Below are 21,820 nucleotides of genomic sequence, written 5' to 3'. Positions count from 1 at the left end.
CTAGGCGCGAGTGGAGTGAACGTCTGGAACAGTCGATCTTAACCCTAAGGCACGCTCAAGCTGGGTGTGCAACTGGATGGCAACGTTCCGCCACGAATAATGTACCTCGACAAACCTTCGTCCGGCCACACTCAAGCGCTTTTGCAACGCAGAATCGGTCAACGCCTGTACCACGTGCGTCGCAAACGCCTGAGGCGTATCAGCAATCAGCAGATGCTCACCAGCCACCAGATTCAGACCTTCCGCGCCGACCGACGTCGAAATCGTCGGCACGCCAAACGCGAGGCCTTCGAGAATTTTCAACCGCGTCCCCCCACCACTCCGCAGCGGCACAACCAGGACCGTTGCTTGCTCCATATAGGTGCGCACATCTGGCACAAAGCCGGTGACTTCGACATTTGGTCGTTGCCCAAAAGCCACAATCTCAGGAGGCGGGTCACCGCCAACAATTGACACCCGGACATCAGGGACGTGCTGTTCAATCAAGGGCAAGATCTGCGTCATAAAATAGCGCAAGCCATCGCGATTGGCATCAACTTGCGTGGCCCCAATAAAGGTGATCTGATTGGTTATTGGGCGCTGGGGGTGGAAGGCAAAGTAATCAACATCAATCGTATTCGGCAACGTCTCCACGGGGGGCATCTGCTTGAAGCGTTGCAGAATCAGACGTTCACGGTCAGAAGGGGTAAAGATCAGATCATACGAACGACAGATCGCGATTTCATCGCGGTAGCACTTTTGAGCTTCGAGCCAGAAGGCTGCCCGTTTCAGGGGATGGGCAACCATCTCGGCCCGACGGAACAACAACTCGTACTCGATATTCTGCATATCAAGGACACGCAAAGCCCCTGGTTGGTGGTAGCGAAAATAGCCCATCTGGGTCATTTCGACCACAATGACATCGAATTGCTCGGCAGCGAGCAGATCATCAATGATCAATTGAAAATGCTGGCTGTAGTGTACATCGTATTGAAAAGACCGCATGCAAAACACCGAACGCACCCGGTCAACATTAGTCACCGCCGGCTTGCCATCAACGAGCATCACGCGGTGACAAATCGTCTCAAGGTAGTCTTGCACCGCTTCCGCCTCGACATCCGCCCAGGAACGATAGGCCAGCAAAGTAACCTCGGAAAAGGAGGCCAGCATTTTCATCAGATAATGAACCCGAATGGCACCACCAAAGACGAGCGGGAAGGGGCTAAAGGGAGCGACTAAGAGGGTCTTCATACAAGCTTTCCCTAACTCTTGGGATGCTCAACGGGCATAATCCCCTGAGGTATGCGGATCAAGCGCTGAACCCAACGCCGGAGCAATCGGAGGCCACGCTTGGTTCGCGACGACTTGATTGCTTCGTGGAGCGTTAACAAAGCACGGAGAAGGTTGCGCAGCACCCTGGAATGCGTAAGCACCAGCGAACCACGCTGCCAATTATGGCGAGGATGCGCCATATGTCCAGTACGAAGAATGCGCGGGAGATCTGACCATTGATAGGGCCGTGCTAGAGGAGAGAAAAAGAGTTCTTTGCCCCAGCCATCATCAAAAGGAAACGCGCCCCAGGCTACCGCTTCTTCACGCGTAGGATGACGCCAAAAGTGGCTGATAGCCTCAACTGCCGCTGGACGCACATCAACACGTACATTCACCAGATCAGGGCTAAGTTCAAGCACATCGGCAAAATGACAGATTGTTTCGCGCACAAACGCATAGCCCCAAGCATAGGCTGCTGTATTAAATTGCTCCTGCAAGATTGGCACAACCTGCGCACCATTATGTTGAAAACCCAAGACCGTGCCATGATCAGCCGTACAAACAATCTCAACAAGCTGCACTAACCCCATCACATTAGGGAAACCCATCCCCGTATGGCGCGCAAAGAGGTAGGGCAAGAGCTTCCCAGTATGATGTGTTGGTTCATTTGTAAACCCAAGATAAAAACTTGTCAAGGGAGACATACCAACTGTTGCGAGGACAAGCTCAAGGGCAATATGGAGGGTTCCACCGGTACCGAGATCAACCAGCGCAAACGGCGTCCCATCCAGCATCCCCTCCTGTTGCAAATATGTGAGCAGCAAAGCCCGTGCTTCAGAAGCCCGTTCCACAATCAAGGCATTGAGGAAAGGATCCTTAAACAACGCTTTCTGAACTGCCAAGCGCTCGGCCACGGTTAGATTGCGTTGCCAATCGTCTGGATGCAATTGCACAGCAACCAGGTGGGCAGCAATTTCCTCTGGTCGAATATTCACTCGATGCAGAAGACCTTCAACTGACAAAAACTCGAGTGATTTCAATTCGTACGTACTAAGGATCCGTTGAAGTAAGAGTTGTTCATCAGCAGTTATCGCAGGAAGACACCACGCCTGACGACTACTATACAAATAACGGAGATCGACTTCCAGACCGAGTTTAGGCGCAATACGCTTCGCCAGCTCTAGCACCATCTGTCCATCACGCGCCGCAAAATAGAGTCGGCGCAAGCCAAGCCGTTGTGCTTCAGATAAGATCCAGAGCGTAAAGCCCACAAGGAGAGGGGCTGCCACCCCAGCACTAATATCACGCAAGGCTCGCTGATGAGCAGTAGCAGCTGGGAGCGCTAAACGCGTCAGCCGTGAAGCCCCCGCCAAAAGCGCCGCCAGGCCATCCGTCGCATAGGTAAAATGACTCAGTGCCTCTTCATAGCGATTCAGATTGCCGTCAGTCACCAACTCAGCCTGCAGACCTGCCATTTTTGCACCACGAAAATCAGCACGCGCATTGTTGCCAATATGGAGCACCTCTTTTGGCGCAACCCCTTCACGTTGCACGAGCAGATCAAACAAAGCGCCAGAAACCTTTGCGCGTCCATAATCGCTCGAGGCATAGCAAGTATCATCTGACGTGGCAAGACCATGAGCGGCAAGCCACTCAAGAATCGTCTGAGCTGAAAGATACATATCCGAGGTAAAGACGACGCGTTGTCCAGAGGCACGAAGACGAACCAACCGTTCAGCCATCGCTGGAATTGGACGAAGAAACCGCGTTTCGAGCTCCAACTCAGCCTTCATCATCATCTGACGCTGTGATGCATCAAGACCGAGAACAACGCCGAGTTCTTCATAAATTCGCGCAAGATCCACATGCGAGTCAAGTCCACCAGCATTTTCAAAAGCACGCTGTTCAGCCTCTGAGCGCAGACGGGCAAAAACCTCAGGTGAACACGGCAACAGGCCCTCCTGGGCTAACTGACGTCCCAGGAAGAGAAAGATTGCGCCGGGTTGGCCAGTAACTCTGGTCAGCAGCGTATCAAAAACATCAAATGACATAACTTTCATATACTGGATTGATCCTGATCTGTGGGAAATTCCCAGTATTGTTCAAGAAATCCTTTCTATTGTAAACGAAAAAGCTGACGCTTGGGTGACAACGACAGGCTTTGCGTGTGGAAGAATGTTCATTCTTCAGTCGACTTTTTACTTCAGCCGACTGAAGTGGGCACTCCAATCACCGCAAACGGTCAAGCTCGTTTGAAACATGCCTTACGTAGCGTAGCTCTGAATCATGCATAAAGAAAGAACCAAATGGCTGCTCGCGGGTACGCCACGAGCAGCCACTCACATGTTTTTATAAACCCGTTGGGTTGCTATTGCATCGTTAAGCCTTACGCAGCTACGCCTGCGGCTTCCTCGAGCACCATCTTGACCATTTCGAGCTCGATCTCAATGGTAATCTCTTCACCGACCAGCACGCCACCAGTCTCAAGCGCGACGTTCCAGGTGAGGCCCCAGTCTTTGCGGTTGATCTTGGTGCTCGCGGCGAAACCAGCGCTGGTGGTGCCCCAGGGCGACTTGGCCTGACCATTGTACTCGGTATCAAGCGTGACTTCACGGGTGACGCCGCGCATCGTCAGGTCGCCAATAATCTTGGCGTGGGTCGCGTTCACCATCTCAATCCGCTTGCTCACAAATGTCATGGAGGGATAATTGGCTGCATCAAGAAAATCAGGCGAGGTCAGGTGCCCATCACGCTTTTCGTCACGCGTATCAATGCTGGCAACCTCGATCTCGACGTTTACCGACGAATTGGCCGGATTCTGCTCATCAAACTCGACATTCCCAGTGAACGTTTGAAAACGCCCGCGCACCTTCGCGATCATCATATGGCGAGCGCTAAACTGAATGTGCGAATGGCCAGCATCAATTGTCCAGGTCATGTTTGGTTTCCTTTGTCTTTTCACTTGAGTGTATGCGGTTCCTGAAACCCAGCATACCTGGTCAGTGTCAACACCAGCGTGAACACGTGCGTTAGCACCTTCCGTTAACGCTCACCAAACAGGGCTCGCCCGACCCGCACCAGCGTGGCCCCTTCGCTGATAGCAACCTCGAAGTCATCCGTCATCCCCATCGAGAGTTCGTTCCAGTGAACCGTCGGCACCTGACGAGCAAGTTCGTCGCGCAGTTCGCGGAGCATACGAAATGTGGGGCGGGCCAGTTCTGGATCGTCAACCAGTGGGGCAATCGTCATCAGGCCACGCACGTCGAGCCCTGGCAAGGCAACAACGCGCTCGATTTCACCTAGCAAGGACGCCATCCCTGGTTTGTTGGCGCATCCACCAGGTAAGGCAAACCCCTCTTTGCTGGCTTCGCCACTCACATTGATCTGCAACAAGATTGGCAAGCGCCGACCTGAAACATGCTCTGCTGACAGCGTAGTTTCACGCAACTGACGATCCAGGGTCTCGGCGAGGCGCAGGCTATCAACCGAATGGACAACATCAAAGAGACCAAGGGCGACCCGAGCTTTGTTCCGCTGCAAATGCCCAATCAGGTGCCAGCGCACGTCGTGCCCAGCTTGACGGAACGTTTCGACTTTCGAGGCCGCTTCCTGCACACGATTTTCACCAAGATCAGCAACACCTGCCGCAAGCACTTCCTCAATCAACGCAGGTGGATGCGTCTTGGTCACCGCCACAAGCGTCACCGACGCCGGATCGCGTCCAGACTGGCGGGCGGCACGCTCAATGCGTTCGCGTACAAGCGCAACACGGTCAGCAATCGTTTCAGGGGAGACTGGCATATACGTTACTCAACTACGATCAACCGTTGTTGTACCGGCGGATCAGGGGGCAGATTGGTGATCAAGAGCAGACCACGGCCTTCAGGCAGCGGCACCGTCAACTCAAGCGCCGTACTCTCACCAGAGCGCAGCGTGGCACTCGCCCCACCTCCGGCGAGATACGTTGTACCCGTGCTATCGTGCAATTCAAATGCACTAATCGGCACAAGCAGATCATCGGAACTCAGATTTGTGATCGAGCCAAGCACTTCAATGCCATCGGCAACCGGCCGCAGTTCCTTGACTTCGACGCGCAGGCGGGGCGTAATCGCAATCGGCTCAACCGGACGTCCACTTGAACCTGCGCCGAGGCGCGTCAATAGATCGCGTGCGCCCTGCTGCAACTCAGTCGGCAGCGAGCCAAGTTCAAAAGAAGGGAGCCAAGCAACCCCATCAGCACCGGCACCAACCCCTGTTCCAGGGGGTTGCGCCGCAAAAACCTGGCGGAGGGCAGCATTGCTGCCGGGAAGCATACGCCCACCCGTGCTGATCGCAATCAACATCAGACCGAGGAGAGCCCCCCAGATCCAGATGGGCATGCCACGTGAAGATTGATCAAACATATGTCTAGCATACCACGTTTATGCGCTCCCGATGACAGCAAGCAACTGATGCAGGGCGATTGCATCTTCCGTGTATGCACCCCGCCAAGGCACCCGCAAGCGGTGCCCGTACGGGGCCAAGGCACCCGCAAGGGGTACCCGCACCTACCGGGGCGGGGGGCGGGCCCGGTGTAGGGGCACCCCTTGCGGGTGCCCCGTCTCGGAAAAGAGTCTCGGACACGCAGTCCTAGCCTGCCTCGGGATCAATTCCAAACGCACGCAAGCGTTCAGCTAGGAGCATTGCCCGCTGCTGCGCCTCATCTGCCCGCTGCTGCGCCTCGTCTGCCCGCTGCTGCGCCTCGTCTGCCCGCTGCTGCGCCTCGTCTGCCCGCTGGTATACCTCAACAAAACTCAGAAACGGACGACCATCTGGACGGATAAGCTGAAGCTCTTGAGGATCAAGGACAAAACGAACCCCCAAACGCGGGCTAAGCCAGCCATCAACCGTTTCTAGCGGGCGCAAACGCTCAGCCTGGCGCAACCAACCACTCAGATCATTGCGTTCAGGATCATAGAGATAATACTCTTCGACCCCATACAGATCATAAAATTCCAACTTACGCGCCATTTCAGACAGAGTATTCTTGGGCGAAAGCACTTCAAAGACAACCTGCGGGGCAATCTGATCCTCGCGCCACTGCATATATGAACCCCGATACCCCTTAGGTCGCCCAAAGACAACGAGCGCATCAGGGGCACGTCGAATATCAGGCCGACCTTCGACCGGATACCAGAGCAAATCCCCGGCCACAAATACATCCGGACGATCAGCAAAGAGCGCATCAAAATTGCTTTTGAGACGCATAATCCATTCAAACTGAAGGGTATTATCCGACAATGGTTGTCCGTCGCTATCTGGATAGATCAGAGAAGACGCAATTGGTGTCGCAAGTTCAGTGCTCATGGTGACCTCCGGGTAGTTCAAGCAGAACCATCGTTCTTCCCATTGTATACCAAACCTGACCCGGATGGAAAGTCCATGTAGCCCTTGCCCTTGTATGCTGGCTGTTTACACCTGCACATGCAAGTTTTCCTAAGGGCCACACCCCTACTCGCTTCGCCGCGGGCGGTACTGGATAGCCTCAGCAAGATGGGCCGGGCCAATGATGTCGGCCCCGGCAAGGTCAGCGATGGTACGGGCCACTTTGAGTACGCGGTGATAGCCACGTGCCGAAAGGTTGAGTTGCCGCACAGCGGCTTTCATCAGGGCATGTCCTGCCGCATCAAGGCGACAATCCTCACGCATCTGACCAGGGCCAAGATCGGCATTGGTAAAAGCGGAACCATCAGGCCCCAAGCGGGAACGCTGACGTACCCGCGCGGCGGCGACACGGGCACGAATCGCTTCTGATGGCTCGCCAAGACGATTCGAACTGAGTTTTTCGTAGTTGATGCGAGGAACTTCGACGTGAATGTCGATTCGATCAAGTAGTGGCCCCGAGATGCGTTTTTGATAGCGCGTTACCAGCGCCGGGCTACAGGTACACTCACGCTCGGGATCACCGTGCCAGCCGCACGGGCAGGGATTCATGGCCGCAATCAACATAAAAGCCGCCGGATAGGTGACACTCACCACCGAACGGCTCAGGGTGACGACCCGATCTTCCAGCGGCTGACGCAAAACCTCAAGCTTGGGGCCAAATTCGGGTAGTTCATCCAGGAAGAGCAGGCCACGGTGAGCCATGCTGATCATCCCTGGGCGCGCACGACCGGCACCTCCGCCGACCAGACCCGCCAGCGAGGTCGTATGGTGCGGCGCACAGAAGGGGCGGCGCTGCACCAGTGGGGTATCTTTGGGTAACTGGCCGCACACACTGTAGATCTTGGTCACCTCGAGCGCCTCCTCGAGACTCATCGGGGGCAAGATCGAAAGCATCGCCCGCGCCAGCATCGTCTTGCCCGAACCGGGGGTTCCCCAAAGCAAGGCATTATGTCCACCAGCAGCCGCAACTTCCAGGGCACGTTTGACGTGTTCCTGGCCCTTGATATGTTGAAAATCAACAGGGAAATGCGTTGCCTGCCCAGCGGCAGGCGGCCGTGGCGCATAGGGTGACAGGCGCCGCTCACCGCTGATATGAGCCGCCAGGTCGCTGAGCGAGGGCACCGGCATAATCGTCAGGCCATTGACGAGCGCCGCTTCGGCGGCATCCTCAGCGGGCACATAGACAGTCGTCATCCCACAGGCACGCGCAATAGCCGCCATCGGCAAAATGCCATCGGTATGACGGAGGCCGCCATCAAGACTCAATTCACCAATAAAGACCGTCTTGGCAAAACTCTCGGTCACCTGCCCCGAGGCGAGCAACAGGCCCACCGCAATGGGCAGATCATAGGATGGACCAGCCTTGCGCAGATCAGCAGGAGCAAGATTGACAGTCAGGCGTTTCATGGGAAAGTTGAGGCCGGAATTGCGAATCGCCGCACGCACCCGTTCGCGACTCTCTTGCACTGAAGCATCACCCAGGCCAACGACCGCAAACATCGGCATCCCGTTGGCAATATCCACCTCAACTTCAACCAGCACCCCTTCGAGCCCGATGACCGCACAGCTATAGACTTTGGCAATCATACCCTTACCCCGTGATTAAAATTACTTGATCTACCGCACGGGAAGGGGAAAAGATACGCCCCATAGACAAGGATTCAGAAAATAGAAAAGAGGAAATAGCCGAGCGCACCAGGATGCGATGCGCACTTTCGAACGGTAAAGGAGGCTGGAACCTTGCCCTAGCGCAACAGATTCTCGTTTGTGCGCCCCTCTTCAAAATCGGTCAGATTGCGAATGGTCGTCTCGGCAATGGTTGTCATTGCTTCGTGGGTAAAGAAGGCCTGGTGACTGGTCAACAACACGTTGGGGAAGGTCATCAGGCGAGCAAGCACATCATCGTCGATGACCACATCCGAGAGATCGCGAAAGAACTTGCCCTCTTCCTCTTCATAGACATCGAGGCCGACGGCAGCGATATGACCACGTTCGATCGCCGCAATCAGGGCCTCGGTATCAATTAAGCCACCCCGACTCGTATTGATAATCATCACCCCACGTTTCATTGAAGCCAGACTCTGGGCATTGATCATATGGTAGGTCTGGGGCATCAGCGGAACATGGAGGCTAATAATATCGGCGCGACTGAGCAACTCTTCCAGGGATACATACGTTGCCCCGAGCGCAAGACAATCAGGGTTTTCCTGGACGTCATAGGCCAGAATAGGGCACCCGAAGCCATGCATAATGCGGGCAAAAATGGCCCCGATCTTGCCAGTTCCCACCACACCGACCGTACGCCCATAAATGTCGTGCCCAAGCAGGCCAGCCAGGCGGAAATTGAATTCACGGGTACGGTTGTAGGCACGGTGAATGCGCCGATTGAGCGTCTGCAACAGACCGACGGCAAACTCGGCGACGGCATAGGGCGAATAGTACCCAACACGCATACAGGTCAAGCCAAGACGGGAGGCTGCTTCCAGGTCAAGATTGTTGAAACCGGTCGAGCGCTGCGCGATCATGCGCACCCCGGCATTAGCCAGACGCTCTATCACGGGGGCCGGAGCATAGTCGCTGACAAAGAGGCAGACAGCATCATAGCCCTCGGCCAGAGCCGCGGTCTGGAGATCAAGCTGGGCCGAGGTATAGTCAAGCTGATGCCGCCCGGCATTCGCGGTATCGAGAAAAGTTCGATCATAGGAATGGGTATCGTAAACTAGCACTCGCATACGAGATATACCTTTCATTAGGTGAGGGCCAACGTCCTCATTATACCGTGCTAACCCGGATCAAGGCCGATGTAGGGCAAACTAGCCAGTTTGAGGTGCTTCATATTCGGATAAATCGCCTATAGACAGGAGAAAAAGAAACGTTACTATGCAGGATGTGCTACCGTTCTCGGCGAAAGCAAACCCATGCGTCTACATCTGACCTCTCCAAGTCGAGGTACATGGCGGCTCTGGCGCGCTATTGCGCTTGACGCACTTATGCCCTTCATTGCGGTTGTCGTGGCACTCTGTATTGGAGCATTGGTCTTGCTTGGTCTGGGCAAAGATCCGCTCCTTGCCTATGGAGCGATGTTTCGAGGTGCATTTGGCACAGCGTCAGGGCTGACACAGACACTTGCCAAGGCAACACCACTGATTCTGGTTGGGCTTGGGGTCACCATTGCCTTTCGAGCCCAAGTGATCAATATTGGGGCGGAAGGACAGATTATCGTCGGAGCCTTAGGCGCAACTGCCTTTGCCCTTAGCTTTGCCCAATGGCCCGGCTGGTTCTTATTGCCGCTCACTGCCCTGATGGGGGCACTCGCCGGTGGGCTCTGGGGCCTGGTGCCAGGGCTGCTCAAGGCACGCCTCGCCGTGAACGAGATTCTCAGTACGGTGATGATGAATGCAATTGCCCTTCAGTTGATGAATTTTCTCTTGCGCGGGCCGATGCTCGATCCCGCGCAGATTGCAGCAGGAACCAACATTCCTCAATCAGCGGCACTGCCGGCGCAAGTCTGGATCGAGCGCGTTGTCCCGCGCACCCTCTTCCACTGGGGGTTCTTTCTGGCGCTTGCACTGGCAATCGCGGTCACGATTCTGCTGTGGCGAACGACGCTCGGCTATCGCATTCGTGCTGTCGGCTTCAATCCTGCTGCCGCACGCTATGCCGGGATACCAGTGGCTACCGTCATTACGCTTGCCATGGTGCTCGGTGGAAGCTTTGCTGGCCTGGCCGGCGCAATTGAGGTGATGGGGGTACATCGGCGCATTGTCGAGGGCATCTCGGGTGGATACGGCTTCAATGGCATTGTCGTGGCACTCTTTGGGCGCCTGCATCCACTCGGCGTGATCCCGTCCGCTTTTTTATTTGGCGGACTGCTTGTTGGGGCAGACCAGATGCAACGAGCCGTGCAGGTGCCAGCAGCGCTCATTACGGCGTTGAACGGGTTGGTGGTGTTGATGGTGGTAAGCAGTGCCTATTGGAGTCAGCAGCGCATTGCGCGGCGGCAGAGTGAGGCAGCGCGGCCAAGCGAAGCGCATGCGAAGGACGAACCGCCACTTGATGCACATTTGACGCCGGATCTCTAAACTATGGAACAACTCTTTACCCTGACGACCCTGACCGGAATTTTGCATTCCACCATCCGCCTGGCAACACCGTACCTCTTTGCTTCACTGGGTGAGACAATCAGCCAGCGTTCGGGGGTGCTGAATCTGGGCGTCGAGGGCCAGATGCTTATGGGGGCCTTTGCCGCCTTTTTTGTCGTTGTCACCACGGGGAGCCTGCTCGGTGGGGTCGTCGCCGCTATCTTTGTGGGGGCCTTGCTCGGGTTGCTGATGGCGCTCGTCAGTGTCAGTTTTCGCGCTGAACAGGGCATCAGTGGCATTGGCATGTATCTGCTCGGGTTAGGCCTGTCAAGCCTGCTCTTTCGGTTGACCCTTGGATCAGTACAGAGTGTGCGTGGTTTTGCCGAGCTTGCTCTTCCAGGGCTGAGCAGCATTCCGGTGCTTGGACCGGCACTCTTCAAGCATTCGCTGTTGGTCTATGTTGCCTTTGCCCTTGTGCCCATGGTGGCTTACCTGCTCAATCGTACGACCTGGGGGCTGAATATTCGGGCGGTTGGCGATAATCCCCAGGCAGCCGACACGCTCGGGGTGCCGGTGATCGCGATCCGTTATGCCACCGTTACCGTGGGAGGGGCAATGGCTGCGATGGGCGGCGCTTCACTGTCGATCTCCGCAGTCAATATTTTCCAGGAAAATATGACGGGCGGCATTGGCTTCATCGCGGTGGCGCTCGTCTATTTTGGCGGCTGGCGTCCAGTTGGGGTGATGCTCGGCATCCTGCTCTTCAGCCTCGTCAGCGCCCTCCAGATCTGGCTCCAACTGGTTGGCATCGGCATTCCGTCTGATCTGGCAGTGATGCTGCCCTATATTTTGACCATTATCGCCCTGGCCCTCGCCCCGCGGCGCACGGGACAGCCGGCAGCCTTGACTCGCCCCTTCAATCGGGGCATGGCATAGCGTGGTTTTTGCGCGATCCGTCAGTGTTGCCGACGCGCCCGGTATATCGCGGATGAGGAGGAAGTTGTATGTTCAAACGTGGAACGCTGGTCGTGGTAGCTTTTGTTCTGGCAGTGCTCTTAACGGCCTGTGGAGGTGCGCCCGCAGCCCCCGCTGCCCCTGCAGCTACAGATGCCCCGGTTGCCGCTGAACCCTTCAAGGTTGCAGTGGTCATGCCGAGTACCGAAACTGATCTAGCCTGGAGCCAGGCGATGATTGATGCATTGCGTAGCATTCAGGCCGAAATGGGTGGTGAAGCGGCGATGCAGATCTCGATTTCCGAGAATATGTTCAATGTCACCGATGCAGCGGCGGCGCTCCGCGATTATGCATCGGCAGGCAATCAACTGGTCATTGCCCACGGCACCCAGTACGGGACGTCAATGTTTGAGGTGGCCCGCGATTTCCCCGAGGTTTCGTTTGCCTGGGGCACGGCCACTGATACTGGTGAGGCCGAGGGCTTTACCAATGTCTTTTCGTATAATGCCAGTGCCGAAGAGGGTGGCTATGTCAATGGTGTGATCGCGGCAATGCTTTCAACATCAAATGTTGTCGGGATTGTCGGGCCAGTTGAGGCGGGTGATGCCAAAGCCTATATTGATGGCTTTGAGCAAGGCGTGCTCTCGGTCAAGCCAGACTCAACGGTCAATAAGACCTATACCGGTTCGTTTGGCGATACTGCTGCCGCTGCCGAAGCAGCAAGTACGCACATTGCCGCCGGTGCCGATGTGTTGACAGGTTCAGCACAACAGGTCGTCGGTGCCATCGGGGTTGCCAAAGAGCGTGGCGCACTCTGGCTCGGCACGCAATCCAGCCAGGCCTCACTTGCCCCTGACATTGTTGTCGCAACTCAACTCTACGACTGGACTGGGGTGCTCAAGGATATCATTGCGAAAATCCAGGCAGGTACGCTTGGTGGCACGGCCTATGACCTGACCCTTGAAAATGGCGGGTTGAAGATCGTGTTCAACAGCGCATTCCCAGGTGTCACACCCGAAATGCAAGCTGCCGTTGATACGGCCATCCAGGGGATTAGCTCAGGTGTCATAACGGTCTTGCCATAAGAGGTGGGCCTAAAAACAATACCTTGCAAATAAGGCGGCTCTTTTGGCGCAAAGGCGCAAAGGTTTTTGCGTAGGTGAGCGTAACCCTTCGCGTCTTCGCGTCTTCGCGTGAGCTTATTTGAAAAGTATTGGGCCTAAAAACCCTTGCGTACTGGCGAAAACACCAAGCTTCGCTGGATGTTTTCGCCAGCATACGCAAGATTTCTGAGGGCCTATAGACTCGATCTGTAAGAAAGCGATCTATGCAGGCTTTTCCACCGCAACGCACCACCTCAACGATTACATCACTTGAGTTGCGCGGCATTACCAAACGTTTCCCCGGCGTGATTGCCAACGATAAGGTCAATCTGTCGGTACACGGAGGCGAGATCCATGCGCTGCTTGGTGAAAACGGGGCTGGCAAGAGCACCTTGATGAAGATCCTCTATGGGCTCTATCAGCCGGATGCAGGCGAAGTGCGGATTAATGAACAGCCAGTGACGATTAGTTCGCCGCAGGATGCGATTGCGCGTGGCATTGGGATGATCCACCAGCATTTTATGCTGGTGCCCTCGCTGACAGTCGCCGAAAACATTGCCCTTGGCCTGCGCTCATCACGTGGGTTGCGCCTTGATCTTGACCGCGTTTCGGCTGAGGTACAACGCCTGGCTGAGCTCTATGGGCTACGGGTTGATCCCAAGGCCTACATCTGGCAACTGAGTGTTGGTGAACAGCAACGCGTTGAGATCCTCAAAGCGCTCTATCGAGGAGCCGAGTTGCTGGTGCTAGATGAACCGACGGCAGTCATTACCCCGCAAGAAGTTGATGATCTATTTGCAATGCTCCGCCAGATGCGAGCCGAGGGACGGGCGCTGATCTTTATTTCACACAAACTGCGCGAAGTCATTGCGCTAAGCGACCGCGTGAGTGTCTTGCGTGATGGACGCCTGGTCGGAACCTTTGCCACCGCAGGCAAAAGCCGGAGTGATCTGGCCCGGTTGATGGTTGGACGCGAAGTGATTGCCGCCCGAGCCGACACGAAGCACCCCTCTGAGGGGGCTGGATCAATCGCATTAGAATTGCAGGACATATCAGCCCAGAGCGACCGCAATACACCGGCGTTGCACGGCGTGACCCTACAAGTGCGGGCAGGTGAAATTCTCGGGTTGGCTGGCGTATCAGGCAATGGGCAACGCGAACTGGCCGAGGTTATTGCCGGGTTGCGCCCCACCAGTGCTGGCACAATCAAACTGGCTGGCAAAGACCTAACGGGCAATCCCGCTGAGCGTGCCAATGCAGGCATCAGTTATATTCCCGAAGAGCGGATGCGCGACGGGACAGTACTAGAATTTAGCGTGGCCGAGAATTTGATTCTGCGTAACCATACTGAGGCCCCATTTGCGCGTGGGCCACTGCTCAACCGATCGGCAGTTGATCGGGCGTGTCGCGATCTGATCCAGCGCTTTCAGATCAAAACCCCCGGCCCTCACACGCCCCTCAAAAGTCTTTCTGGTGGTAATATTCAAAAGGTGATTATGGCGCGCGAGCTTTCGCGCGAGCCAGCAGTGCTGGTTGCAGCGCAACCAACACGAGGCGTTGATATTGGCGCAACCGCAGCCATTCACCAGTTGCTGATCGAATTGCGGCGACGGGGAGGGGCCATCCTGCTCATCTCAGAGGATCTCGACGAAATCCTCGCCCTCGCCGACCGCATCGCGGTCATTCACGCCGGGAACATTGCCGCCATCCTGCCCCACACCGAGGCGACGCCCGAGCGGCTCGGGCTATTGATGGCAGGGGTGGCATCTGAAGTGACATGATTTTTGTTCGCGATCTGCTGGCGGCTGGCGCACAACTCGCAGGCCCACCCGGGGCAACTGCCTTTGCCGACTGGTGCTACGACTCACGTTTGATGACCCCAGGATCCTGTTTTGTCGCCCTGCGCACGCCGCGTGCCGATGGGCACGATTTCATCGCTGCGGCGATTGCCGCCGGGGCCACCGGCGTGCTCTGTCGCTGGGCACCGGCAAGCGCCGGGGTGACGGTGCTGCGCACCGATGATCCACAAGCGGTTTTGCAACGCTGGGCCTCGGCACGTCTCGCTACGGTCGCACCACAGGTCATCGGGGTCACCGGTAGCGTGGGAAAAACGACGACCCGTCGTAGCATTGCCGCCCTGCTCGCCACAGCCCAGCCGACGTTTCAGAGTCGGCGCAGTTTCAATTCATTGCTAGGCTTGCCGGTTGCGCTTGCCCGCCTGCGCGGTGAGCATCGTTTTGCGGTGCTCGAATATGGCAGCGATCACCCTGGCGAAATCGAAGCACTGGCCGTGCTCTTTCCCCCACAGATTGCGGTTGTCACCTCGGTTGGGGCCGTCCATCTGCACCGCTTTGGCACCCTCGCTCAGGTAGCCAACGAATTTGCAGCCCTTCTCGCCGCCTTGCCCACCAACGGCATTGTGATCATGAATGGCGATGATCAGCACGGATTACTGGATCAACGACTAGCACCCCATCTGCTCCGCTATGGTCTTGGCCCCAACTGTGACGTGCGGGCAGATGCAATCAGCTATGGTCTTGAAGGCACCCGTTTCCAATTGCACTGGCAAGGGGTGGTGGAGAGCGCCTCGATCCCCCTTCTTGGCCTACCTGCGGTCTACGCCGCGCTTGCCGCCGTTGCGACCGGTCTCGTCTGTGGCGTGCCGTTGGCATCCTGTGTTGCGGCGCTGGCGACGATCGAGCCAATGGCCGGGCGCCTGCGACCATTGCGCTTGCCCAGTGGGGCCATGCTGCTCGACGATACGTTCAATGCGTCACCGCCCTCGGTGGAGGCAGCGCTGACAACGCTGGCCGCCCTGCCAGCGCGGCGCCGCATTGCGGTGCTTGGGCCTTGCACCGACGTGACCCTCGACGAGGCAACCGTCGTAGCCAGTGCAATCGGCCAACGCGCCGCCCGCTACTGCGATGCCCTGATCCTCAAAGGTGACTGGGGCGTCACAGCGGCACGCGCCGCCCGCACAGTACGCAACGATCTGCCGATCACGATTGTTGATACCACCGACGCAGCCTTGCGAGCAATGCCCGTGACCCGTACCGGCGATCTTGTGCTGGTGAGCGGCTCAGCCGAGGCACGCATGGAACGGTTTGTGGCCCGTGTGTTGATGGCGAATCCGCCAGATGCGCCGGGAGGTACTCCGCTCACGGGGTATCAGACCACACCCCGGCTCGACCATCTTTTAGTGCGGCAAGAACCGGCCTGGCGTAGCGTGCGGATCGGGGCACCTGACCGTGCCACATGGCTCCGGGTTGATCTTGATGCGATTGCCACGAATATTCGCTGGCTCCAACAGTTACGTGGCGTGCCCTTGATGGTCGTGCTCAAAGGCGATGGCTATGGACACGGGGCCGTCCGTGTTGCTCGGGCAGCGCTTGGGGCCGGCGCGAGTGCCGTGGCCGTAGCAACGCTCGGTGAGGGGCGCACCCTGCGCGAACAGGGCATGCTTGCGCCGATTCTGGTGCTTGGCTATACGCCACCGTGGCAAGCCGAAGCGATCGTCGGACTCGGCCTAGACTGCACGCTCTTTGACGACGATACAGCCAGGGCACTGAGTGCGGCGGCCTCATCAGAGCGCCGCGTCCGGGTACACATCAAAGTAGACACCGGCATGGCACGTCTCGGGCTGGCCCCCGATGAAACCGGGCCATTTCTCAGCCGCTTACGTCAACTCCCCGGGCTCGAAGTAGTCGGGATCTACACCCATTTTGCCAGTGCCGATGCCGAAGATCTTGCGCAGACAACCACGCAGATCGAGCGTTTTCGCCGTTTGCTCGACGAACTCGCAGCCGCCGGGCTGCGACCACCGCTTGCTCACGCCGCCAATAGCGCCGCAACGTTGCGCCTCCCGACGGCCTGCTTTGACATGATCCGCCCTGGCATTGCGTGTTACGGCTTGGCCCCGGCACCAACGGTATCGCTGCCACCAGGGCTACGGCCGGCCTTAAGCTTTCATAGTGAAATCGCCCAGATCCGTGACCACCCGGAAGGTACGCCAATCTCATATGGAGGCAACTACATCACCAGGCGCAACAGCCGCATCGCGACCATTCCGGTGGGCTATGCCGATGGTCTGCGCCGTAGCCCGGCGTGGCGTGAAGTGCTCGTGCGGGGGCAACGCGCCCCGCTGGTAGGGCGCATCTGCATGGACTATGCGATGCTTGACGTCACCGACCTTGCCGAAGTACGGCGCGGTGATCCAGTGGTGCTCATCGGGCAACAGGGCGACGACGTCATTACCGCCGACGACGTTGCAATCTGGCTTAACACCATCAACTACGAAGTCGTCACCGGCATTTTGCCACGGGTACCGCGGGAGGTTGGGGAATAGAAAACCCAACAATGCGAGCTTTGCTCACATTGTTGGGGGATCGATCAAGCCTTATTCGAGGCCGAGGTACGACTTCTGCACCGTCTCATTGTCACGCAGCACCTTGGCTTCATCCTCAAGAATAATCCGGCCACTCTGCAGCACATAGCCACGGTGGGCAATGCCGAGTGCCTGGAGCGCATTCTGCTCAACGAGCAGCACGGTCATCCCCTGGGCATTGATCGTCTCGATAATCTCAAAAATCTGTTCAACCAGCACCGGCGCGAGACCCATAGAAGGTTCATCGAGCAACAGCACCTGGGGGCGGGTCATCAAGGCGCGTCCAATCGCCAGCATCTGCTGTTCGCCACCCGAGAGAGTACCGCCCTTCTGGGAAACGCGCTCGCGGAGGCGCGGGAAGAGCGTAAAGACACGCTCAAGATCCTCTTGGTAGGTCACACTGCGCGTACTATGGAGATACGCCCCCATTTCAAGATTTTCGAGCACCGTCAGACGAGGAAAGATCCGACGGCCCTCGGGCGACTGGGCAATGCCGCGCTTCACAATCTCGTGTGACGGAATCCGGTCGATCCGCTCATCATTCAACAGCACCTGCCCCTGCCGAGGCGCAAGGAGCCCAGAGATCGTCCGAAGGGTCGTACTCTTCCCGGCACCATTCGAGCCAATCAGGGTAACAATTTCACCTTTATTGACCGTAATGGAAATGCCTTTTAAGGCGTGAATTTTACCGTAGTATGTATGAACATCTTCGAGCTTGAGTAGAGCCATATATTCCTCTATGTAGCCGATCGTTCGCCTACGCAGCAGCCCCGGCGGCACCCTTACCGAGGTAAGCCTCGATCACCCGCGGATTGGAACGAATCGTATGCGCATCGCCCTCAGCGATCTTCGTTCCATAATCGAGCACCGAAATGCGCTCAGAAATCGACATCACAAGGCGCATATCGTGCTCGATCAACACCACGGTCAGACCAAGGTCATCGCGGAGACGCCGAATCAAACCCGTAGCGGCATCGGTCTCCTGAGGATTCATCCCTGCGGTCGGCTCATCGAGCAAAATCAACTTGGGATCACCAGCGAGCGCACGGGCAATCTCAAGGCGACGCTGGTCACCATAGGGTAAATTCTTGGCAAGCTCTTCGCGTTTAGCATCAAGGCCAACGTAAGCGAGGCGTTCGCGAGCCTCATCGCGCGCCTTCGTCTCTTCACGACGGACACCAGGGGCGCTCGCAATAATTTGCCAGAAAGGGATATGGAGGCGGGTATGCATACCAACCAGCACATTTTCGAGCACCGTCATATTATTAAAGAGCCGAATATTCTGAAACGTCCGACGCATCCCAAGGGCCGCAATCCGATCGGAGCGCATCCCAGCGATCGACGTGCCATCAAAGAGGATCGCCCCTTTATCGGGCTTGTAGATCCCGGTCAACATATTAAAAAACGTCGTCTTACCTGCGCCATTGGGCCCGATCACACTGGCAATCGAGCCCTTTTCGATCATCAACGTTACATCGTTGACCGCAGTCAAGCCACCAAAGGTTTTGGTAACGTTGGTTGCTTCCAACAGCGCCATAAAGGTTCCCCTCGCATCATACAAGCTAGGCAATTGGACCACTACCGGGTGGAGCCTGGGTCGGCGGTGGTGGCTCACCGCTATCGACTTCGCCATCATCGAGTGGCAAATCGACCACCTGATCTTCCACCAGTTCTTCCTTGCGCCGTTCATCGGGAAGAATCCCTGTGGGGCGAAAGATCATCATCAAGATCAGCAGCAGACCAAAGAAAAGGCGCTGATACTGGGTCGGGTCAAAAGCCGCCGGAATCGGCGCACCGGCGCGCTGCAGATCACGCAGCACCGTCGCCAAACGAGGCAAGATCTGCAGATCGAGCATCGTTACCAGCACAGCCCCAAGCATAACCCCAGGAATCGAACCCATGCCACCAAGAATGACCATCGCCAGAATATTGATCGACCGAATAAGATCAAAGGTCGGCGGATTAATAAAGAGTTGCTTGGAGGCAAAGATCACGCCCATCGCACCCGCAAACGAAGCGCCAACGGCAAAAGCCAGCAGTTTGGTCCGCACCAGCGGAATGCCCTGGGCAATCGCGGCGGTTTCGTCCTCACGGATCGCCTCCCAGGCGCGTCCGATGCGTGAGTGCTTGAGGCGACTCACCACCACCACGGTCAACATCACAATCAGCAACACCGCAAAGTAGAAAAACTGCTGATAGAGTTGCTGATCATCAAGGTTCAAGCCAAGGGTATTGCGCACAAAATCAGCAAAAATCAGCGGCGGGCGCTCGATGCCACGGATCCCCTGTGAACCATTGGTAATATTGATCGGGCGATCAAGGTTATTGGCCAGCACCCGGATCACCTCACCAAAGCCGAGGGTAACAATCGCCAGATAGTCACCGCGCAACCGCAGCACCGGGAGTCCGAGGAGCACACCAAAAGTAGCCCCAACGATCAGACCAAGCAAGATAAAGGGGTAGAACATAATCGGCGGCACCGGGCTCCAGGCAGGATTCATGAGCGTCATCTGTTCAGTACTCATGATCCCCCAGAGATAGGCCCCGACGGCAAAAAACGCCACATAGCCAAGGTCAAGCAAGCCCGCAAAACCGACCACCACATTGAGCCCCAGGGCAAGGGCGACAAAGATACCAGCCTGGGTCGCCACATCAATATAGAAGGGATTGAGCGTCCCAAAGATGGGCAAGACAACAAACAGCATCAAACCACCGAGCACCACTTTAAAGCCAAGGGCCACCTGCGAGCGATAAATAAGCAGCAGCAGCAGCAGAAAAAGGGCAAAGGCAATATCGGTATTGAGGCTTGTCCGCGGATTCGTCAGCAAGAGCCAGGTACAGATCGCCGCATACAGACCAAGAAAGCTATAGCCTGTCGGCCCACGCGATAAGGTAGCCTTCACCTGCTCCCAGAGATTGGTTGGCGGAGACATCGTCGCCATAGCTACACCTTCTGCGTTGTCGACTCACCGAGCAAGCCGGAGGGTCGGAAGATCAGGATCAGAATCAGGATACTGAAGGCAGCAATATCGGCATAGGCCGCTCCAGAGAGCGCACCATTGGTAAAGAGCGACAGATACGACGCCACAAACGCCTCAAGGAAGCCAAGCACCAACCCGCCAACCATCGCACCGGTAATATTGCCGATGCCACCGAGCACCGCAGCGGTAAACGCCTTGAGACCAGGAATAAAGCCCATATAGGGGTTGACGGTACCGACATTGAGGCCAAAGAGCGCCCCAGCGGCCCCACCCAGGGCTCCACCGATCAAAAAGGTGAGGGTAATAATGCGATTGACATTAATGCCCATCAAACTTGCCGTCGACATATCCTGTGCAGTCGCCCGAATGGCCTTACCAAGGCGGGTTGCATTGACCAGATAATTGAGCACGATGAGCATTATCACCGCAGCGGTAATGAAGACCAAGGCCTTGGGACTGATAATAATCGGCACGGGACGATCACCGAGGGTCATCTCAAAGAGGCGAATAGGCGGACCAAAATCAGGCGACTGATAGCGCGCATTGAACCCCAGTGGGGAATTGGTCATGATCAAGCGCACAACATCCTGGAGCACCAGCGACACTCCGATGGCTGAAATCAGTGGCACCAGACGCGGCGCACCTCGCAATGGACGATAGGCGATGCGTTCCACGGTCACGGCCAGCGTCCCACTGACGATCATCCCGATCAGCACCACCAGCAGCACAAAGAACAGAGGGTTCATCCCTTCCAGGAGACCAACACTCGCCAGAAAGAGACCTACCGCCGCCCCGGTGACGCCACCCACCATAAAGATTTCACCGTGGGCAAAGTTAATAAACTCGAGCACCCCATAGACCATCGTATAGCCGAGCGCGATGGTCGAAAAAAGAAACCCGCGCACCAAACCATCGATAAGCACCTGCGGGAGAATGGTCAACGTGCGGGTCAAGAGATCGGGGCGTGCGCCAAGTTGCACCAGTGAGAGCAAAATAACCAGCAAACTCAACGCGATGGCACTGCCAATCACAAAGAGCAACAACTGGACAAGAGGGCCAAAGACGGTTCGCAGGGTCTCAGCGATGGGGCGTCGAACAGCTTGAGCTGACGTTTGGGCGTTTGCTTCCGCAGCCATGAACCTCACCAGACTATTGTATCGTGCGTACGGCATACCGCACGCACGATAAGCTTTTGTGCGGGAGCACCGCACAAGGCCAGAAGTGAAGGTGAGCAAGCGTGTGACCACGACGTGCTTGGTACACACGCTTGTCCACTGCGTACAACCTATTGCGGCGGCGCAATATCCAGCCGGGTGATCAGGGCATTCTCGTTCCAGTCAACAATATTGGCCTGGAGCACGAAGTAGGTCGCAACCTCGGGATCACCATTCTCATTGAACTTGTAGTCACCAGTAATGCCACTAAGCGTCGGCAAGCCACGGATCGCGTCAACCACCTGGGCACGCGTCGGGGCAGCAGCAGCATCAACGGCGGCCTGAAGAATGCCAGCCACACAGAAGGCAGCCGAGTCATACGACTGGGCCGAGAAGGGTGTTGCTGGGCCATTAAACTGCGCCTCGTAGTCAGTCGCAAACTGCGCGGCATTGGGGAACTGGCTCACCGGTGCGGCCACCGAGGGTG

The 21,820-nt window shown here is 56.7% G+C and carries 18 protein-coding genes; 5 read left to right on the top strand and 13 right to left on the bottom strand.

Features of this window, described 5'->3' with window-relative positions; translation table 11 throughout:
- The 8 genes from EKD05_RS04770 to EKD05_RS04735 form a co-directional block, all read right to left on the bottom strand.
- Positions 1–1,230 (bottom strand): glycosyltransferase family 4 protein, encoded by a 1,230-nt coding sequence (locus tag EKD05_RS04770; RefSeq protein ID WP_129671296.1) that lies wholly within the window; start codon positions 1,228–1,230, stop codon positions 1–3.
- A gap of 11 nt (positions 1,231–1,241) precedes the next feature.
- Entirely contained in the window at positions 1,242–3,311 is a 2,070-nt protein-coding gene (locus tag EKD05_RS04765) for an HAD family hydrolase (RefSeq protein ID WP_165360588.1), read from the bottom strand.
- 326 nt (positions 3,312–3,637) lie between these two features.
- On the bottom strand, positions 3,638–4,189 hold the full coding sequence (locus EKD05_RS04760) for a YceI family protein (protein ID WP_129671294.1): 552 nt from the start codon (positions 4,187–4,189) through the stop codon (positions 3,638–3,640).
- A gap of 104 nt (positions 4,190–4,293) precedes the next feature.
- Complete coding sequence (locus EKD05_RS04755; protein ID WP_129671293.1) at positions 4,294–5,052, bottom strand: YggS family pyridoxal phosphate-dependent enzyme; 759 nt, start codon at positions 5,050–5,052, stop codon at positions 4,294–4,296.
- A 5-nt stretch (positions 5,053–5,057) separates the two neighbouring features.
- Positions 5,058–5,654: a hypothetical protein gene (locus tag EKD05_RS04750; protein ID WP_129671292.1), complete on the bottom strand. Its 597-nt coding sequence runs from the start codon at positions 5,652–5,654 to the stop codon at positions 5,058–5,060.
- Between the two features lie 226 nt (positions 5,655–5,880).
- Entirely contained in the window at positions 5,881–6,597 is a 717-nt protein-coding gene (locus EKD05_RS04745) for a Uma2 family endonuclease (protein WP_129671291.1), read from the bottom strand.
- 144 nt (positions 6,598–6,741) lie between these two features.
- The gene (locus EKD05_RS04740; RefSeq protein WP_129671290.1) at positions 6,742–8,262 is read right to left on the bottom strand and encodes a YifB family Mg chelatase-like AAA ATPase; all 1,521 of its coding nucleotides are present in this window, start codon (positions 8,260–8,262) and stop codon (positions 6,742–6,744) included.
- Positions 8,263–8,420: 158 nt separating this feature from the next.
- Positions 8,421–9,407 (bottom strand): 2-hydroxyacid dehydrogenase, encoded by a 987-nt coding sequence (locus EKD05_RS04735; RefSeq protein WP_129671289.1) that lies wholly within the window; start codon positions 9,405–9,407, stop codon positions 8,421–8,423.
- A 186-nt stretch (positions 9,408–9,593) separates the two neighbouring features.
- Here EKD05_RS04735 and EKD05_RS04730 point away from each other — a divergent pair, with 186 nt between their 5' ends.
- The 5 genes from EKD05_RS04730 to alr all read left to right on the top strand — a co-directional run bounded on the left by EKD05_RS04730 (position 9,594) and on the right by alr (position 17,159).
- Positions 9,594–10,757, top strand: coding sequence for an ABC transporter permease (locus EKD05_RS04730; protein WP_129671288.1), 1,164 nt, complete (start codon positions 9,594–9,596; stop codon positions 10,755–10,757).
- Positions 10,758–10,760: 3 nt separating this feature from the next.
- The gene (locus EKD05_RS04725) at positions 10,761–11,693 is read left to right on the top strand and encodes an ABC transporter permease (RefSeq protein WP_129671287.1); all 933 of its coding nucleotides are present in this window, start codon (positions 10,761–10,763) and stop codon (positions 11,691–11,693) included.
- A 68-nt stretch (positions 11,694–11,761) separates the two neighbouring features.
- Entirely contained in the window at positions 11,762–12,796 is a 1,035-nt protein-coding gene (locus EKD05_RS04720) for a BMP family protein (RefSeq protein WP_129671286.1), read from the top strand.
- Between the two features lie 242 nt (positions 12,797–13,038).
- Complete coding sequence (locus EKD05_RS04715; RefSeq protein WP_129671285.1) at positions 13,039–14,595, top strand: ABC transporter ATP-binding protein; 1,557 nt, start codon at positions 13,039–13,041, stop codon at positions 14,593–14,595.
- Positions 14,592–17,159 carry an alanine racemase gene (gene alr / locus EKD05_RS04710; RefSeq protein WP_129671284.1) on the top strand — a complete coding sequence of 856 codons (2,568 nt, stop codon included), beginning with the start codon at positions 14,592–14,594 and terminating at the stop codon, positions 17,157–17,159. The genes EKD05_RS04715 and alr overlap by 4 nt, the downstream gene beginning before the upstream one ends.
- A 51-nt stretch (positions 17,160–17,210) precedes the next feature.
- On the opposite strand, the gene EKD05_RS04705 is transcribed toward alr, so the two are convergent.
- From EKD05_RS04705 to EKD05_RS04685, 5 genes are all read right to left on the bottom strand, one after another.
- Positions 17,211–17,927, bottom strand: a complete 717-nt coding sequence (locus EKD05_RS04705; RefSeq protein ID WP_129671283.1) for an ABC transporter ATP-binding protein — start codon at positions 17,925–17,927, stop codon at positions 17,211–17,213.
- 28 nt (positions 17,928–17,955) lie between these two features.
- Positions 17,956–18,735 (bottom strand): ABC transporter ATP-binding protein, encoded by a 780-nt coding sequence (locus EKD05_RS04700; RefSeq protein ID WP_129671282.1) that lies wholly within the window; start codon positions 18,733–18,735, stop codon positions 17,956–17,958.
- Positions 18,736–18,760: 25 nt separating this feature from the next.
- Positions 18,761–20,140, bottom strand: coding sequence for a branched-chain amino acid ABC transporter permease (locus EKD05_RS04695; protein WP_129671281.1), 1,380 nt, complete (start codon positions 20,138–20,140; stop codon positions 18,761–18,763).
- Between the two features lie 2 nt (positions 20,141–20,142).
- The gene (locus tag EKD05_RS04690; RefSeq protein WP_129671280.1) at positions 20,143–21,315 is read right to left on the bottom strand and encodes a branched-chain amino acid ABC transporter permease; all 1,173 of its coding nucleotides are present in this window, start codon (positions 21,313–21,315) and stop codon (positions 20,143–20,145) included.
- Positions 21,316–21,464: 149 nt separating this feature from the next.
- A partial coding sequence (locus EKD05_RS04685; RefSeq protein ID WP_165360587.1) for an ABC transporter substrate-binding protein occupies positions 21,465–21,820 on the bottom strand: 356 nt, incomplete at its 5' end.

It is taken from the genome of Candidatus Chloroploca sp. Khr17 (assembly GCF_004138165.1).
Lineage (GTDB): Bacteria > Chloroflexota > Chloroflexia > Chloroflexales > Chloroflexaceae > Chloroploca.
Note: the sequence above shows the minus strand (reverse complement) of the source record. Positions and strands in the feature narration are given on the sequence as shown.

Excerpts from the sequence above, each read along its gene's own strand:
- EKD05_RS04690 (WP_129671280.1), bottom strand. The coding sequence starts at position 21,315 with ATGGCTGCGGAAGCAAACGCCCAAACGTCAGCTCAAGCTGTTCGACGC.
- EKD05_RS04715 (WP_129671285.1), top strand. The coding sequence starts at position 13,039 with ATGCAGGCTTTTCCACCGCAACGCACCACCTCAACGATTACATCACTT.
- EKD05_RS04705 (WP_129671283.1), bottom strand. The coding sequence starts at position 17,927 with ATGGCTCTACTCAAGCTCGAAGATGTTCATACATACTACGGTAAAATT.
- EKD05_RS04765 (WP_165360588.1), bottom strand. The coding sequence starts at position 3,311 with ATGAAAGTTATGTCATTTGATGTTTTTGATACGCTGCTGACCAGAGTT.
- EKD05_RS04700 (WP_129671282.1), bottom strand. The coding sequence starts at position 18,735 with ATGGCGCTGTTGGAAGCAACCAACGTTACCAAAACCTTTGGTGGCTTG.
- EKD05_RS04740 (WP_129671290.1), bottom strand. The coding sequence starts at position 8,262 with ATGATTGCCAAAGTCTATAGCTGTGCGGTCATCGGGCTCGAAGGGGTG.
- EKD05_RS04770 (WP_129671296.1), bottom strand. The coding sequence starts at position 1,230 with ATGAAGACCCTCTTAGTCGCTCCCTTTAGCCCCTTCCCGCTCGTCTTT.
- EKD05_RS04745 (WP_129671291.1), bottom strand. The coding sequence starts at position 6,597 with ATGAGCACTGAACTTGCGACACCAATTGCGTCTTCTCTGATCTATCCA.
- EKD05_RS04755 (WP_129671293.1), bottom strand. The coding sequence starts at position 5,052 with ATGCCAGTCTCCCCTGAAACGATTGCTGACCGTGTTGCGCTTGTACGC.
- alr (WP_129671284.1), top strand. The coding sequence starts at position 14,592 with ATGATTTTTGTTCGCGATCTGCTGGCGGCTGGCGCACAACTCGCAGGC.
- EKD05_RS04695 (WP_129671281.1), bottom strand. The coding sequence starts at position 20,140 with ATGGCGACGATGTCTCCGCCAACCAATCTCTGGGAGCAGGTGAAGGCT.
- EKD05_RS04720 (WP_129671286.1), top strand. The coding sequence starts at position 11,762 with ATGTTCAAACGTGGAACGCTGGTCGTGGTAGCTTTTGTTCTGGCAGTG.
- EKD05_RS04725 (WP_129671287.1), top strand. The coding sequence starts at position 10,761 with ATGGAACAACTCTTTACCCTGACGACCCTGACCGGAATTTTGCATTCC.
- EKD05_RS04730 (WP_129671288.1), top strand. The coding sequence starts at position 9,594 with ATGCGTCTACATCTGACCTCTCCAAGTCGAGGTACATGGCGGCTCTGG.
- EKD05_RS04760 (WP_129671294.1), bottom strand. The coding sequence starts at position 4,189 with ATGACCTGGACAATTGATGCTGGCCATTCGCACATTCAGTTTAGCGCT.
- EKD05_RS04735 (WP_129671289.1), bottom strand. The coding sequence starts at position 9,407 with ATGCGAGTGCTAGTTTACGATACCCATTCCTATGATCGAACTTTTCTC.
- EKD05_RS04750 (WP_129671292.1), bottom strand. The coding sequence starts at position 5,654 with ATGTTTGATCAATCTTCACGTGGCATGCCCATCTGGATCTGGGGGGCT.